The sequence below is a fragment of the Mucilaginibacter sp. genome (assembly GCF_025362475.1).
In the GTDB taxonomy this organism is placed as follows: Bacteria; Bacteroidota; Bacteroidia; order Sphingobacteriales; family Sphingobacteriaceae; genus Mucilaginibacter.
This window is the reverse complement of sequence record NZ_JANYGH010000040.1, coordinates 63162-77915: the sequence shown is the minus strand read 5'-3', so window position 1 is coordinate 77915 and position 14754 is coordinate 63162. Positions and strand designations below refer to the sequence as shown.

The following is a 14754-nucleotide window of genomic DNA, read 5'->3' as shown; positions in this document are numbered from 1 at the left end:
TATTTGCACCTCGAATTTTAAAACAATAATTAACAAACATGTACGCAATAGTAAGTATAGCCGGACAGCAATTCAAGGTTGCAAAAGACCAGCAGATCTTTGTACACAGGTTACAAGGTGACGAAGGCGCTAGTATTGAATTTGACAGTGTATTGTTAGCAGAAAATGAAGGTTCATTCAAATTAGGTTCTGATTTGAAAGGTGCTAAAGTTTCAGCTAAGATCTTGTCTCATTTAAAGGGTGATAAAGTGATCATTTTCAAAAAGAAAAGAAGAAAAGGTTACAAAAAGAAAAACGGTCACCGTCAACAATTTACCAAGATCGAGATCACCGGTATTACATTATAATTTAAAGTTTAACCGGAGTTGTTCTTCAATTCCATAAAAGATATTAAAAAATGGCACACAAAAAAGGGGCCGGTAGTTCCAGAAACGGCCGCGAGTCGCATAGCAAACGTTTAGGTATCAAAATTTTCGGTGGTCAGCCAGCAATTGCAGGTAACATCATCGTTCGTCAACGTGGTACTAAACACAACCCAGGCGTTAACGTAGGTATCGGCAGGGATCATACATTATTTGCATTAACTGCTGGTCATGTAGTTTTCAGAAAGAAAGCTGACAACCGTTCATACGTTTCTGTTGTTCCTTTTGCAGAAGAAGTTGCTGAAGTAGCAGCACCTGCACCAGTTGCAGCCGAAGAAGCTCCAAAAGCAAAAAAAGCGGCTCCAAAAGCTAAAAAAGAAGATACAGAAGCAGCAGCTGAGTAATTAGCAAGCGCTTTAAGAATATAGAAAAGCCCTGGTCAATTTGATCAGGGCTTTTTTGGTTAATTTGTTTTGGGCAATTGAATTTTGGCGCGAACAGATGGTTTCGCGAAATTTCGTACCTACCTATGACATATTTACTAAGAAGCTTTTGTCATCCTGGAACGCAGTGAAGGATCTGTTATTCGCCCGATACAGTCTGCTAATAGATCCTTCGTTCCTACCCATGACGTATTGGATTTTGAGACGCGTGGACCTGTCAGTCTGAGCCTGTCGAAGACTCGCGCGGAGAGGCCTCTGCCCGCTATCCTTCGACAGGCTCAGGATGACAACCATTTTTGTTACGTCATTTTTTCCTTCAGAGGCCAAAACGGATTTCAAAACTCAGGATGACAAACTTTTCAAACGTCATTTTCCTATCAGTGTTCCCCGGATAGTAAAACTCGCAACGAAGCGTGGGGATATGCTTCATTAGAAGTCTAAAAATATTTCATAAATCATTTTTAGACAGCCTCTAAGATTATTCTAAGAACAGCTTCTTTAAATAATAAGTATCCGGATCAATAGCCGGCATAGTTTTGCTTACAATGATTGTTCCTTTTTTATCCAATATATAACGTTTTGTAACGCCATCAGCGGTGATATCTATTGGTAAGGGCATATCAATATTTAAAAGTTGGATGAGATACTTATCGCCGCGTTGTGCTTTTACATGCACTTCCAATTTATTGATAGAATAGATGTATAAATCAAACAATGGTTTCAGATCAATACCTGCCGCTTTACTAAAATATTCCTGTACATCGGCAGTGGTTACCAGGTTGCTGTACGTGTATTTAGGATCAGTTACGAAACCTTTCAGGGTAGGGAAGAAGACGGTGTCGCCCATGATATACCTCAGCGTGTGCATAAAGAATGCTCCTTTGCCGTAGATATCGCCGTTGTAGGCTGCTTCTTCATCAATATCTTTACCTATTACTAAGGGGATTTTATTACCAAATGCTAATGCAGCCTGCTGAAAGTGTTTGATGTAGGCTTGCTCGCCTTCCAGCTCCCTTATTGGCATAGCATCGCCAAAGGTGCAGATCCCTTCGTGAATCCAGTAATCGGCCCAATCTTTGGCTGTTACTTTGTTGCCCCACCATTCGTGGCCAAATTCATGGTGCATCAGCCAGTCAAAATCCTGTCCGGCCAATTTCGAATACCTGAACTTATTGCCATAAGCATTCATGGTTTGGTGCTCCATGCCTAAATGGGGTGTTTCAACTATTCCTATTTTTTCTTTAACCCATGGGTACTCACCAAAATATTTTTCCTGGATGTGAATTGTACGTTCAAAAATATCCAGGTGACGATTAGCCTTTGCCGCATCCTCATTTAATACATAAAACTGGATGGGGACTATATGCCCATCAATGGTTTTATATGGTCTGCTCACTACTTTATAGTCGCCGGCATTAAATAATATGCTGTAATTATTGATGCTGTAATTGGTTTTCCAATGGTAAGTGGCGGTGTTGTTTTGCTTTGTGACTTTTTGTAATAAACCCGGACCTGCAACTACGAGGTCTTTGGGAACAGTGATAATCATATCTACGCCTTCATTAGGCTCATCAGACGGATGATCTTTACAGGGGAAATATAGTTTGCCACCCGTTCCCTCGGCAGTAATGGCCATCCACTGGTGCCCTGTGGAATCTTTCGACCAGATAAAGCCATCATCCCAGGGTGGACGAACGGCCACATGCGGCTTACCGCCATAAATCACTTTTATACTTGCCTTACCAGCAGGCAACTCTTTTGTTGTGTTTATGGTGATGAGGTTGTTCTGATAAGTATATGCCTCTTTTTTTCCATTGACTAACACATTGCTGATCTGTAAGGAATCTAACAGATCAAAAAGCAATACATGAGTAGGTTGCGCCATAAGCACATCAATGGTAGTGTAACCGTCAATGGTTTTTTGAACAGGGTCAACATTTAAAGCAATGGTGTAATGCCTTACATCCATAATGGCTTGCTCGGGTTTGAGTTTACCGCCGGAGGTTAGGGTTTGGGCGTTTGTAGTAACAAAAGCAATTACTCCAATTATAGTTAATAGTATTCTATTCATACCCTAAATATAATCAATACTCTCTCACCAGCAAACTATCGGCAATAGCTTCACTAACTATGCTATTTAAACTTCACAGGTAAAGTATACAGATATTTCATTAGCCTTCGATCTTTCATGCCTGGTTTCCATTTTGGCATATGGCTCACAACTCGAATTGCTTCTTCGTCGGTTTCTTTAGAAAGACTTTGTACTATTTTAATATCATTAAGGCTACCGTCTTCGTAAACGATAAAAGTAACTATTACATTCCCTTTAATTTTGTCTTTTTTTGCTTGTTCAGGATACTCGATATTATTACTTATCCAAAGATTCATCTTATCCGGACCACCAGGAAATTCAGGATCCATTATAAAATGGATAACCTTCTCTGTATGTGTCGTTTTTGTGGTGTCAATAAATTGTGCGTTTGCAGATTGGCAAACAACTATTCCAATTATAATAAATAGTATCCTTTTCATCCCTTAAATATAATTAATACTCCCTCACCAGCAAACTATCTGCAAACTGTCTCAGGTATTGGCGGCGGTCTTCTGATAGGTTGATCTGATCAAGCGCGTCAAAAGCTTTTTCCGCATAGGTTTGCATAGCATATTCAGCATATTGCCTTATATCCAATTGGTTATAAATTGCTGTTACTGCTAATACTTTTTCTGCAGCATCAAATTGTTCCAGGTTTAGCCAGCTGTTAAGATTGTCGGCTTGCTCATCCCGGGCCAGTTCAAGCGCTTTGATGAGCAGGTATGTTTTTTTGTTGGATAGGATATCACCACCAACCTGTTTGCCAAACTTTTCAGGGTCGCCATACACATCCAGGATATCATCCTGTAACTGGAAAGCGATGCCCAGGTTAACGCCAAAACTATAAAGTAACTGAGCATCATTTAAGGACGCTCCTCCTATAATGGCGCCTATTTTTAACGTTCCGCCTAATAATACGGCGGTTTTAAGCCTGATCATATCCAGGTATTCGTCAATAAGTACATTATTGCGCTGCTCAAAGCTCATGTCAATCTGCTGACCTTCACATACGCCTGTGGCTGTCTCATTAAATACATCCATCACCCGGCGTAAAATGGCATCATCAACCTTCATCATCAGCTTGTTGGCCTCTACCATCATGGCATCGCCGGATAGAATGGCCACATTGGCGTTCCATTTTTCGTGCACGGTTTTTTTGCCACGGCGAAGTGGCGCTTTATCCATTATATCATCATGCATCAGCGTGAAGTTATGGAATACCTCTATTGCCAGGGCCGGCTCAATAGCTTTATCTACATCGCCCCCAAAAAGGTCACAAGCCATCAAAAGCAGGCTGGGGCGAAGGCGCTTACCACCCAGATCCAATATATAGCTTATTGGTTCATAGAGTTCGGCAGGAGAGTCAGGGAATTTTAGCGCGTCTACAGCTTTACTAATCAATACCTGTAGGTCTGTAAGTTGTTTCATTTTTTTGTTGTGTGGTTGACCAGGCTGATTAAGTTAAATTAATCAACCCATCAACTTAGTCCTGTACTAACGAAAAATCAATTTGTTTTTTGGTGAGATCAACATTTTTAACCCTGATCTTTACTTCATCACCCAGTTGGTAGATTTTCTTTTTACGCTGACCTATGATACAATAATTTTTCTCGTCCAAAGTATAAAAATCATCAGATATATCACGTAAACGGATCATACCTTCGCATTTATTTTCTATTATCTCTACATACATGCCCCATTCTGTAACACCCGAAATAATACCCGTAAACATGTTTCCAACCTGGTCGCGCAGGTATTCGGCCTGTTTATATTTAACTGAAGAGCGTTCCGCATCAGCCGCCTTTTTCTCCATTAGCGAGCTATGGCTGCATAGTTTTTCGTAATGCTCTGCATTGGCAGATTGCCCGCCATTTAAATAATGGAAAAGCAAACGGTGAACCATAACATCCGGGTACCGGCGGATAGGAGAGGTGAAGTGCGTATAATGATCAAATGCCAAACCGTAATGACTGCTGGTTTTTGTAGTATAAATTGCCTTTGCCATTGAACGGATAGCCAAATGTGTAAGTACATTCTGCTCCTTTTTGCCTTCCACGTCTTCCATCAGGAAGTTGAGAGATTTGGCCGTTTCTTTATCCGATTTGGTATTTATTTTATATCCAAACCTTGCTGCAAATTGCGCAAAGTTTGCCAACGCATCTGGTTTGGGCGAATCGTGTGTACGGTAGACAAAAGTGTATTTATGCTTTCCTTTACCCATCTTATTTACATACTCGGCCACTTTACGGTTAGCCAGTAACATAAAATCTTCTATGAGCTTATGTGCATCCTTACGTTCTTTTACATATACGCCGGTGGGTTTGCCTGTTGCATCAAGTTTGAATTTAACCTCGGTAGTTTCAAAGCTGATGGCGCCATTCTTAAACTTACGATCACGTAGCTTATACGCCAACGCGTTTAGTTTTAATATTTCATCTTTAAAATCACCTTGCTCGGTTTCAATAACTTCCTGAACCTCTTCATAAGTAAAGCGCCTGTCTGAGTAGATGATGGTTTTACCATACCATTCATTGATAATGTAGGCATTCTCGTCCAATTCAAATACCGCCGAAAAACAAAGCTTTTCTTCCTTGGGGCGTAAAGAGCATAACCCGTTTGACAGGCGTTCCGGCAGCATCGGTATAACCCTATCTACAAGGTAAACAGACGTTGCACGCTCCAGCGCTTCCTTATCCAAAGCAGATTCGGGCGCGATATAGTGCGAAACATCGGCAATGTGAACACCTACTTCGTAGTTGCCGTTTTCGAGTAATTTGTAAGATAAAGCATCATCAAAATCCTTAGCATCAAACGGATCAATAGTGAAGGTTGTGATATCCCTGAAATCTCTCCTTCTTGCAATTTCGTCTTTGGTGATAATATCACCTATTTCTTCAGATTCATGCTCAACCTCTGCCGGGAATGAAAGAGGGAAGCCATATTCGGCAAGGATGGCATTCATTTCGGTGTCATTCTCACCCTGTGCACCCAAAATATGTTTTATCCGGCCAATTGGATTTTTTGCTTCGGCGGGCCAGTCGGTTATTTCTGCCACAGCTTTTATTCCGTTTTTGGCTCCGTTAAGCTCACTCATCGGGATAAAAATGTCATGCATCATTTTGCGGTCATCCGGAATAAAAAAAGCAAAGCGTTCTGATAGCTTTACAATTCCCGTAAATTCCATTTTGGCACGCTGCAGTATTTCTATGATCTCGCCTTCTTTGCGCTTACCCTTGCTTATGGCGTATACGTAAACTTTAACTCTATCGCCATGTAAGGCATTACGGAGTTTGCGTGGTGCAACAAAAATGTCGCTTTCAAATTCATCATCGGTAACAATAAAAGCCGATCCATCGTTGGTGAGGTCAACCCGGCCTTCAATAAATGTTTTTAATTCAAGCAACTGGAATTTGCCCGGAGCAATTTCTTTAAGGACTGATTTTTGGGCCTCATCCTTTAAAATATCAAATATAATCTCGCGCGATTCGGGATCGCGAACGTTTAATTTAGCAGAAACCTGTTTGTAGTTTAGTGGGGTATTACCGTTTTGTTCAAATATATCAAGTACCATTTGTGTAAGTACCTGAACTATAGAAGAATTATTTTTCTTTTTAGACATACAGAAGTATTTGATCAAAGATACGGAATTTCGGCGTTTGGGAGGCGGGGCTAACAGGGAGGATATGATTTGGCAGCCCACTATTGTTAGCGGGTTTGTTTATGCCTGAAAGCGTACAAACTCTGAAGTGTGAATAACCGTCAGCCTTTGGCGTCCTCATTTGCTTTTTGACTTTGTCAGGCACTCATAATTGGAAATCAGTAATTTGTATTATATAAATAGAAAAATATATCTAACTTTATAATACACAGCCTATTACTTACAATGTCAGTCGAAACCAATAAAACTGTTTCACCTTTAAGTTGGGTTATTATAACCGGGTTGGGCTTCGTGTTGTTTGTGGCCGCCGCTGTAATACTAATGATCTTTAGCAATAAAGCTGCAAATTTAAGTCCGCAGGTTTATTTTTTTTTACTGGTATTTGTGGCCTTAATAGCATCAGGTTTTTTATTTGGAGCCTTAAAAGCGCATGCAAAATATAGCGGCAATGTAAATAATGGCACGTTAGAACTTGGCGGACCTGCAGTGATTTTTTGCCTTATCATATATTTCGGCCTAAAGCTTTCTCCACAAGCCGACTCATTTAATATCAAGTTCATAGTTTTTGGTGATGAAAGCAAAAATGAGCTGGTAAACGGTGGTGTTTTGAAGGTTTTGTTCAACAAACCAGATTCTGCAAGGATCGAAAATGGTGTTGTAACCTTTACCGAGCTGCCCACCAATCTGTTAGGCAAAACCATTTCTGTTACTCCCGCCGTGATTGGTTATTACCGGCAAAGCCAACAGGTAACTATTCCTATTGACGGGCGTACGCCTATTGAGGTGCATCTTAAAAAACAAGCTGAATCCTTAACTATAAGTGGCCTGGTAGTAGATATGCAAGGTCAACCTGTGCCGAATGTGTTGATCGTATTGGCTAATGGGCTATATAAAACCAGTGCCGATAATTTAGGCAATTTCCGTTTTATCTTACCGGTAAAAGATGGCACCGAGTTTCCCGTAAGGGTTTACCGTGAAAAAAAGTTGCGTTATAACAACACGCAGATTTTTTCATCAAAAATACCGCTTACCCTTCAGTTGAAAGAGTTATGAAAGCGATCGTCTGCATATTAAGCTTATGTGTGCCTGGGTTTAGCGGTTATAGCCAAACTACAGTTTTTAAGGGCCAACTATTGGCCAACAACTCAGTGCTTAAAAACTATACGATAATTATAAACGGGAAACCGGCAACAACAGACGATTCGGGCGTGTTTTCAACCGCTATAAGCAGCAGCGCCAACCAGCTTACAGTTCAGCCGTCTGACAAAAATTACATCATTTCGTATCCAACGGGTGGAAGGGTACTGGTACCTAAAGATCCATTATTATTGACGCAGATTGTTCTGGAAGGTTTTCAGTCAAACGACCAGATCAAAAGTTACCTGGCAACATTGGCCCAATTAAAAGACGCGGCCAAAAAAGGGCAATCCGAAACAAAAGCGTTACAAGTAAAAATTGATTCCATAGCTGCCAATCTTAAAAAAGCAGGTTATAGCAATGATGATCTCAGAATGGCCCGGGAAAGGCAGGATGGTATTGATCTGTTTTACCCCGAGATTAGCGGTGCCCTGCAAAATTATATCCTACAGGCACAAAGTTTAATGATTGCTTTTAAATTTATAGGGGTATATGCCTTCGTTAATATCAACGCGCTTACTCAATACGCGCAAACACAAAGCGGGTTCAACCAGGCGTTTGAGAAATTATATATCAATTATCCTACTTATTCAAAAAAAATAGGTGATTACTGGGACGACCCATCACTCCAAAAAACATTTGAAGGTATAGCTGATTCGTTAATTTATGGTATTGGAAAAAATCAGATCGTCCCTTTAAATGACCTGAAAAATCAGATCAATAAATATTTTCAAAACCAGGTACCCGATAAGGATAAGGACAAGGTTAAAAAGGAAATTCAATCACAGATAGAGGCACAGGTTCCTGGTATTACAGATCAGCTTAATGCTATGGAGCTACGTGTAAAACAATTTCTGAGTAGGTTAAAAAACTAATATTCACTAATAACTAAAATATATAAATTATGAAAAAGTTAAATTCATCACTCTATACTATTTTAATCGTTATTACATTTATTTGTACCGCATCCTGCGGCAAAGAGTCTGGTGGTGGCGGCGGTGGCGGTGGTATTGCTGTTCTTTTGGGCGACCTTATAGGTTTTTGGCAAAGCGGTACTGATTCATTTACGTTTCAGGACGACAATAGCAAACTTGGAGGCTCGGGGGAATTTGGGGGTAGAAACGGAACGGTTAACAATAGCAAAATCAACAACACATCATTTACTTTTGATTTGGTATTTGATGATCAAACTGTAAAGAGTTATAGCGGAACGATAGATGCCACAAAGAAAGTATTAAAACTAACCTCATCAGGGACAACGTTTACTTTCAATAAGCAATAATAATTATAAACTGTTTTATAACTCAATAACAGATCATCCCTGCGGTATAGACGCTATCAGTTTTTTAGTGTATTCCTCTTTGGGGTGGTAATAAATATCATCGGGATAACCGGTTTCAACGATCTCTCCTTTGTTCATTACCATCATCCGGTCGGATATATGTTTGATGACGGCGAGGTCGTGCGAGATAAAAATATAAGTCAGTTTAAACTCCTGCTGTAATTCGCGGATGAGGTTGAGTACCTGTGCCTGTACCGAAACATCCAGCGCCGAAACTGATTCATCGCAAATGATAAATTTGGGCTGCAGGGCCAGGGCTCTGGCAATTACTATCCGTTGCCTTTGCCCACCCGAAAACTCGTGCGGAAAACGGTTGAAATGCTCTGGCAACAGGTTCACTCTTTCCAGTAATTCCAAGACGTGTTTCTTGCGTTTGGTGTTATTTACATAAAACTGGTGAACTTGTAAAGGTTCCATTATTGATTGGCCAACCGTTAGGCGTGGGTTTAAAGAGGAGTAGGGATCCTGGAAAATGATCTGGATATTCCTTCGGATTTCGCGCAGGTCATTCTTTTTTAAACTTCGCAAATCCGTGTTCTCAAAGTTGATATTGCCCGCGGTTGGTTCTATTAATCTTAAAATAGATCTGCCTAGGGTAGTTTTGCCACAGCCAGATTCGCCAACCAGGCCAAGTGTTTCTCCGGGATAAACTTCAAAACTTACATTGTTAACAGCCTTAACCACATTTTGCGACCCACCAAAAAAGCCATTTTTAACAGGGAACCAGGTAGAAAGCTGATCTATTTTCAGTAAAGGCTGCTGTTTATACAATTCCTTTTTTCTCTCGGCAATTTCCTTGTCAGGATAGTTATACAGTGCCCTGATGTTTTCTATCGTTACAGATGCCTTATTACCAGTGTTATCCGCGTCAAAAAAATCGGCCACTACAGGCAGTTTTTTTAAATGTTGATTAGGTGAGGGGCGGCAAGCCAGCAGGCCCCTGGTATATGGATGTTTAGGATTTTCAAATAAGTCGACAACCTTGGCTTCCTCCACAATTTCGCCCTTATACATTACCATAACACGATCTGCAATTTCTTTTATCACCCCCAAATCATGCGATATAAATATCAAACTCATATGCCTGATGGCTTTAAGGTTGAGCAAAAGTTCGATGATGGTTTTTTGTACTGTTACATCCAACGCGGTGGTAGGTTCATCAGCTATCAATATCTCCGGATTGCAGGATAGGGCCATGGCGATCATTACCCGTTGCTTTTGCCCGCCCGAAATCTGGTGCGGATAGCTGTCAAAAATAGCCTCGGGACGCGGGAGCTGTACCTCGTTAAAAAGTTCGAGGGTTTTCTTTTTTGCTTCTTTTTTTGATAAGCCTAAATGCAGTTGTATGGCCTCGGTAAGCTGAAAACCACAGGTAAGTACCGGGTTAAGAGAGGTCATGGGTTCCTGGAAAATCATTGCCATCCGATTGCCGCGTATATCGCGCATATCAGCTTCAGAAATTTTGCAGAGGCTTACATCATTTAAAAGTACTTCACCGCTAATTACTGTTTTGTCTTCATTTAGCAAACGCATCAGCGCAAGTGATGTCACCGATTTACCAGAGCCCGATTCGCCAACGATACCGATAGTTTCTCCTTTTTTTAAATTAAAGGATACATTTTTTACGGCATTAAACAGGCCGTCTCCCGTTTTAAAACTAATCCCAAGGTTTTTTACTTTCAGCATTATTGCCCTACAATAGTTATCATTTCATCCTTAATTAATTCTTCGCCCCGGTAGCGCCTTATTAATTGCGCGGTGGCTACAACATCTTTTTGACAGTAGGTACAAATACGTTCAAGCTGGTTTTCGTTCCAATAAACATGACTAACCATGCTGCCGTCAATATCATCTTTAGGCGTAGGGATATCAAAAATAGCGGTTAGCAGGTTTAGCGATGTGTAATTTTTATAATCGCCAAACTTCCATAGTTCCATTGTATCCAGATGAATTATCTCCCATGGTTTTTTGCCTGCAAGTTGCAATTGCGGCGGAAAGGGCAGACCATTGATCAGTAACCGGCGGCAGATATAAGGAAAATCAAATTCCTTACCATTATGTGCAACCAATACTAAATTGGCTGGCTGACCAAACAGCATTGCAGAAAACCGGGTAAGCAGATCTTTTTCATCATGCCCGGCAAATGATTTTATCCTTAAACCGACGTTTTCTTTTCCTTTGGTGAATACCCCGGCAGAAATACATACTATCTTGCCAAATTCGGCCCATATACCCGCGCGCTGATAATACTCTTCGGGAGTTTCATCTTTGCGTTGATATTGAGTTTTTAGTTCCCATAGTTTTTGGAAATGCGCGGGTACTTCATCGTGAGTGGCATATTGTGGTACTGTTTCAATATCAAGCACCAATAAATTATGCAGATCATACTGCTCAAGCATGCTATATTAATTTTATGGAGCAATATAATAATTAAGTTTTGAGTAGCAGGTTTTGCCCGATGAGATTACACAGCAGTTACAACCATGCACCCAGCGTTTACTTACTCAGTATCTCAAACCCAATATTAATCGTATTCCCATTCCCATCAACTAAAGTAAGGATGTGTTTACCCGGCGGCGGGTTAAGAGCCATCTGGTGAAAATCCTTTGTTTCGCCAACGTACTGATCATCCAGGTGCCAAAATATCTTCATTCCGGGTAAGCGGTGGGCGGCATTGCATATCATCCTGCCACGGGTGCCATCGGCTTCAAGTGGTACATATATTTTAGCGCCATCTTTTGGGTAGATCACCTCCATGGCGTTGCTGTTTTCAGCCTGTGCACATCCTTGCCTAAATGGCGGCAATACATGGTATTGGTAGTCGCGTGCTCTGTAATAATACTCCATGGAAGGGGGCAGTACAAACCATTTTTTGTTGATCATATTACCAGGTGATTCGCAATTGCCATTAACCTGGTATTTACCATCGGCAGATAAATGAATGAGCTGGTGATAGGGGCAAACAGGAGCCTTTAAACCACTTTTAGGTACCAGCATTTCGTCCACGTTATCGCAATACTGGCCGGCACGGTAGCCGCTTTGCCTGCAAATGTTAACTTTTACCATTTCGGCTACCGGCATCTCAAACCAATCTCGGGAAACAGGCAGCAACCTGAAGATCTCAAACAGCGCTGGTGCGGCTGTATTGATCCCTGTTAAACCCGGCCTTCCTTCGCCATCGGTATTGCCTACCCACACACCCACAACATATTTAGGCGTAATTCCTATTGCCCAACCATCCCGAAAGCCAAAACTGGTGCCGGTTTTCCAGGCCACCCGCTGCGTGGAGCTGAATTGCTGCCAAAGCATTTCTTCACCGGGCCGCATTACTTCTTCCATCGCCTGAAAAGTGTAGTAAATGGAAGCCGCATCCAGCAAGCCCGATCTTTCCAAAGTTGGTTTTGCTATATCCTGCCTGTTATAAACCGGACTATGAAAGTCAGCCGGATCATATTTGCCATTATATTTATAGTAGTGATTAAGCACCCTGGCCATATTGGCATAAGCGCCGCTTAGTTCCCAAAGGGTATTCTCGCCGCCACCTAATATCAATGATAGTCCGTAATGATCAGCAGGTTTTGTTAATGTGGTGATACCTGCTTTCTGTAAAAAATCATAAAAGCGCTCATATTTAAATTGCTGCAACATTTTTACCGCCGGCACATTCAGCGAGCGCGATAATGCCCTTGAAGCAGGTACAGCGCCATCATAACCCAGATCAAAATTTTCGGGATGGTACCCGGCAATGAGCGTGGGTACGTCAGGAATGAGGCTATTTGGCAGTATCAACCCGCTATGCAGCATAGATGCATACAACAGCGGTTTTAACGTACTACCCGGACTGCGGGGAGCATCGATAACATCAACATCACTTTCCATTTGCGGGTCTTCGTGGTGGGTGATATTACCTGCATAGGCAAGGGTTTGGCCGGTTTCTACATCAAGCACAATGGCGGCAATATTATTGATGTCATTTGCTTTTAAAACCTGGTGATGCTGCTCTAATATATCATTTACCTGTTGCTGTAAAGTCGATTTTATACTTGTCTGTATCCTGGTACCTCCGGATGGTTTGGCATGATGATCATTTTTAAAACGCTGCAACAGGTGAGGGGCGAGCGAGGGCAGGGGCATTGGTCTTTCGGGCACGGGCTCCAACTGTGCAAGGGCAGCTGTTGAACTATCAATAACGCCCTGTTTATAAAGCCTGGTTAATAATAAATTGCGTTTTTTTAATAAGATGAGCTTGTTTTTACCGGGATGCACCAATGATGGAGAGTTTGGTAAAACCGCCATAGCCGCCGTTTCGCCCCAGGAGAGCTGATCAGGATTACGACCAAAATATCGCCATGATGCAGCGTCCAGACCTACCACATTAGTGCCAAATGGTGCGTTGCTGGCATAAAGAGCCAGTATCTGGCTTTTACTATAGGTGAGCTCAAGTCTAAGCGCCATAAATATTTCCAGCAGTTTATTCCATGCGTTACGTTTATGCCGGGTTGCAAGCCGTATTACCTGCATGGTTAAAGTACTACCGCCGCTGGTTACCTTTTTTGATGAAATGTTTTGTTTAATGGCTCTGCTAAACGCCAGTGCATCAAAACCAGGGTGATTTTCAAAGCGTTTATCCTCAAAAGCAATGATACATTGTTTGAATTTTTGGGGCACGCTATCATTATACGGAAAACGCCACTGGCCGTCTGGTGCAATGGATGCACCCAATAATTGCCCTTCGTCATCATCTATTACATAGGATGTGGGGCTTTTAAACAGCGGGCTGGGCAAACAAAACCAAAACAGCAAGGTTAAAACAACTAAGAATACAAGCAGAAATATTACTTTTGGCTTTTGTAAATAAATTTTTATTCGCTTTAATACGGCTTGCATTAATATATTTTCAATAAAGATATAACTAAGCTTTATACTACTACCTTATCCGCAACAGGATATTGCTTGATAAAATACAATAAATGGGCATACAAAAATTATCAATTATTATCCCGGCTTATAACGAAGGTAACACCATACATTTAATTCTGGATAAAATTAAATTGGTTGGCCTTACAAATGATATTCAAAAAGAAGTGATCATCATAAACGATTGCTCAAGCGATAATACTGAATCGGCCATTAAAGCTTACCAGCAAGCAAATCCTGATCTTGATATTCAGTACTTTAAACACGAAGTAAATAAAGGTAAAGGCGCGGCCCTGCATACTGGCATATCCAAAGCTACCGGCGAATATCTTATCATCCAGGATGCCGATCTGGAATATGACCCCACAGAATATAATGACCTGTTGAAACCTATTGTGAATGGTTTTGCGGATGTTGTTTATGGATCAAGGTTTATGGGCAGTAACCCACACAGAATATTGTTCTTTTGGCATACCATAGGCAACAGGTGGCTTACGTTTGCATCCAATATGTTCAGTAATTTAAATCTTACTGATATGGAAACCTGTTATAAATTATTTGACACCAGGATAATCCAGGGTATTTCACTAACCGAAAAACGTTTTGGCTTTGAACCTGAAGTAACCATCAAAATATCAAGGGTGCCAAAGATCAGGATTTACGAAGTGGGTATTTCATACTACGGGCGCACCTACGAGGAGGGTAAAAAAATAGGATGGAAGGATGGCGTAAGGGCTATTTATTGTATTTTAAAATACGGATTGTTTAAGAGCAGGTAACGCAACGAAGGACTATTTTGCAAG

Annotated in this window: 13 protein-coding genes; 6 read left to right on the top strand and 7 right to left on the bottom strand. The window is 41.2% G+C overall.

Annotated features, from left to right (window positions below):
• The first annotated feature begins 38 nt into the window (after positions 1–38).
• Both rplU and rpmA read left to right on the top strand, forming a co-directional pair.
• A complete protein-coding gene (gene rplU, locus Q0R88_RS13960; protein ID WP_295717044.1) occupies positions 39–347 on the top strand; it encodes a 50S ribosomal protein L21 in 309 nt (102 codons plus the stop codon).
• Between the two features lie 50 nt (positions 348–397).
• Positions 398–766: a 50S ribosomal protein L27 gene (gene rpmA / locus Q0R88_RS13955; RefSeq protein ID WP_295717042.1), complete on the top strand. Its 369-nt coding sequence runs from the start codon at positions 398–400 to the stop codon at positions 764–766.
• Between the two features lie 517 nt (positions 767–1283).
• Here the strand turns inward: rpmA and Q0R88_RS13950 are convergent.
• From Q0R88_RS13950 to rnr, 4 genes are all read right to left on the bottom strand, one after another.
• Positions 1284–2876 (bottom strand): M1 family metallopeptidase, encoded by a 1593-nt coding sequence (locus tag Q0R88_RS13950; RefSeq protein ID WP_295717040.1) that lies wholly within the window; start codon positions 2874–2876, stop codon positions 1284–1286.
• Positions 2877–2938: 62 nt separating this feature from the next.
• Positions 2939–3337 (bottom strand): energy transducer TonB, encoded by a 399-nt coding sequence (locus Q0R88_RS13945; protein ID WP_295717038.1) that lies wholly within the window; start codon positions 3335–3337, stop codon positions 2939–2941.
• 13 nt (positions 3338–3350) lie between these two features.
• A complete protein-coding gene (locus tag Q0R88_RS13940) occupies positions 3351–4325 on the bottom strand; it encodes a polyprenyl synthetase family protein (RefSeq protein ID WP_295717036.1) in 975 nt (324 codons plus the stop codon).
• A 55-nt stretch (positions 4326–4380) separates the two neighbouring features.
• Complete coding sequence (gene rnr, locus Q0R88_RS13935; RefSeq protein WP_295717034.1) at positions 4381–6516, bottom strand: ribonuclease R; 2136 nt, start codon at positions 6514–6516, stop codon at positions 4381–4383.
• A gap of 264 nt (positions 6517–6780) precedes the next feature.
• On the opposite strand from rnr, the gene Q0R88_RS13930 reads away from it, so the two are divergent.
• The 3 genes from Q0R88_RS13930 to Q0R88_RS13920 are packed head-to-tail and all read left to right on the top strand — an operon-like array spanning position 6781 to position 8974.
• A complete protein-coding gene (locus tag Q0R88_RS13930) occupies positions 6781–7608 on the top strand; it encodes a carboxypeptidase-like regulatory domain-containing protein (protein WP_295717031.1) in 828 nt (275 codons plus the stop codon).
• Entirely contained in the window at positions 7605–8567 is a 963-nt protein-coding gene (locus Q0R88_RS13925) for a hypothetical protein (RefSeq protein ID WP_295717029.1), read from the top strand. The genes Q0R88_RS13930 and Q0R88_RS13925 overlap by 4 nt, the downstream gene beginning before the upstream one ends.
• Before the next feature lie 29 nt (positions 8568–8596).
• The gene (locus tag Q0R88_RS13920; protein WP_295717027.1) at positions 8597–8974 is read left to right on the top strand and encodes a hypothetical protein; all 378 of its coding nucleotides are present in this window, start codon (positions 8597–8599) and stop codon (positions 8972–8974) included.
• A 33-nt stretch (positions 8975–9007) separates the two neighbouring features.
• Here Q0R88_RS13920 and Q0R88_RS13915 read toward each other — a convergent pair whose 3' ends face one another.
• From Q0R88_RS13915 to pbpC, 3 genes are all read right to left on the bottom strand, one after another.
• Positions 9008–10720, bottom strand: coding sequence for an ABC transporter ATP-binding protein (locus tag Q0R88_RS13915; RefSeq protein WP_295717024.1), 1713 nt, complete (start codon positions 10718–10720; stop codon positions 9008–9010).
• The gene (locus tag Q0R88_RS13910) at positions 10720–11433 is read right to left on the bottom strand and encodes a 3'-5' exonuclease (protein ID WP_295717022.1); all 714 of its coding nucleotides are present in this window, start codon (positions 11431–11433) and stop codon (positions 10720–10722) included. Before Q0R88_RS13910 ends, Q0R88_RS13915 begins: the two co-directional genes overlap by 1 nt.
• A gap of 97 nt (positions 11434–11530) precedes the next feature.
• Complete coding sequence (pbpC, locus tag Q0R88_RS13905; protein ID WP_295717020.1) at positions 11531–13921, bottom strand: penicillin-binding protein 1C; 2391 nt, start codon at positions 13919–13921, stop codon at positions 11531–11533.
• Positions 13922–14004: 83 nt separating this feature from the next.
• Between pbpC and Q0R88_RS13900 the strand changes: the two genes are divergently transcribed.
• Positions 14005–14730, top strand: a complete 726-nt coding sequence (locus Q0R88_RS13900) for a glycosyltransferase family 2 protein (RefSeq protein ID WP_295717018.1) — start codon at positions 14005–14007, stop codon at positions 14728–14730.
• Positions 14731–14754: the final 24 nt, after the last annotated feature.

Coding starts and splice junctions, on each gene's coding strand:
- rplU (WP_295717044.1), top strand. CDS start 39: ATGTACGCAATAGTAAGTATAGCCGGACAGCAATTCAAGGTTGCAAAA.
- rpmA (WP_295717042.1), top strand. CDS start 398: ATGGCACACAAAAAAGGGGCCGGTAGTTCCAGAAACGGCCGCGAGTCG.
- Q0R88_RS13950 (WP_295717040.1), bottom strand. CDS start 2,876: ATGAATAGAATACTATTAACTATAATTGGAGTAATTGCTTTTGTTACT.
- Q0R88_RS13945 (WP_295717038.1), bottom strand. CDS start 3,337: ATGAAAAGGATACTATTTATTATAATTGGAATAGTTGTTTGCCAATCT.
- Q0R88_RS13940 (WP_295717036.1), bottom strand. CDS start 4,325: ATGAAACAACTTACAGACCTACAGGTATTGATTAGTAAAGCTGTAGAC.
- rnr (WP_295717034.1), bottom strand. CDS start 6,516: ATGTCTAAAAAGAAAAATAATTCTTCTATAGTTCAGGTACTTACACAA.
- Q0R88_RS13930 (WP_295717031.1), top strand. CDS start 6,781: ATGTCAGTCGAAACCAATAAAACTGTTTCACCTTTAAGTTGGGTTATT.
- Q0R88_RS13925 (WP_295717029.1), top strand. CDS start 7,605: ATGAAAGCGATCGTCTGCATATTAAGCTTATGTGTGCCTGGGTTTAGC.
- Q0R88_RS13920 (WP_295717027.1), top strand. CDS start 8,597: ATGAAAAAGTTAAATTCATCACTCTATACTATTTTAATCGTTATTACA.
- Q0R88_RS13915 (WP_295717024.1), bottom strand. CDS start 10,720: ATGCTGAAAGTAAAAAACCTTGGGATTAGTTTTAAAACGGGAGACGGC.
- Q0R88_RS13910 (WP_295717022.1), bottom strand. CDS start 11,433: ATGCTTGAGCAGTATGATCTGCATAATTTATTGGTGCTTGATATTGAA.
- pbpC (WP_295717020.1), bottom strand. CDS start 13,921: ATGCAAGCCGTATTAAAGCGAATAAAAATTTATTTACAAAAGCCAAAA.
- Q0R88_RS13900 (WP_295717018.1), top strand. CDS start 14,005: ATGGGCATACAAAAATTATCAATTATTATCCCGGCTTATAACGAAGGT.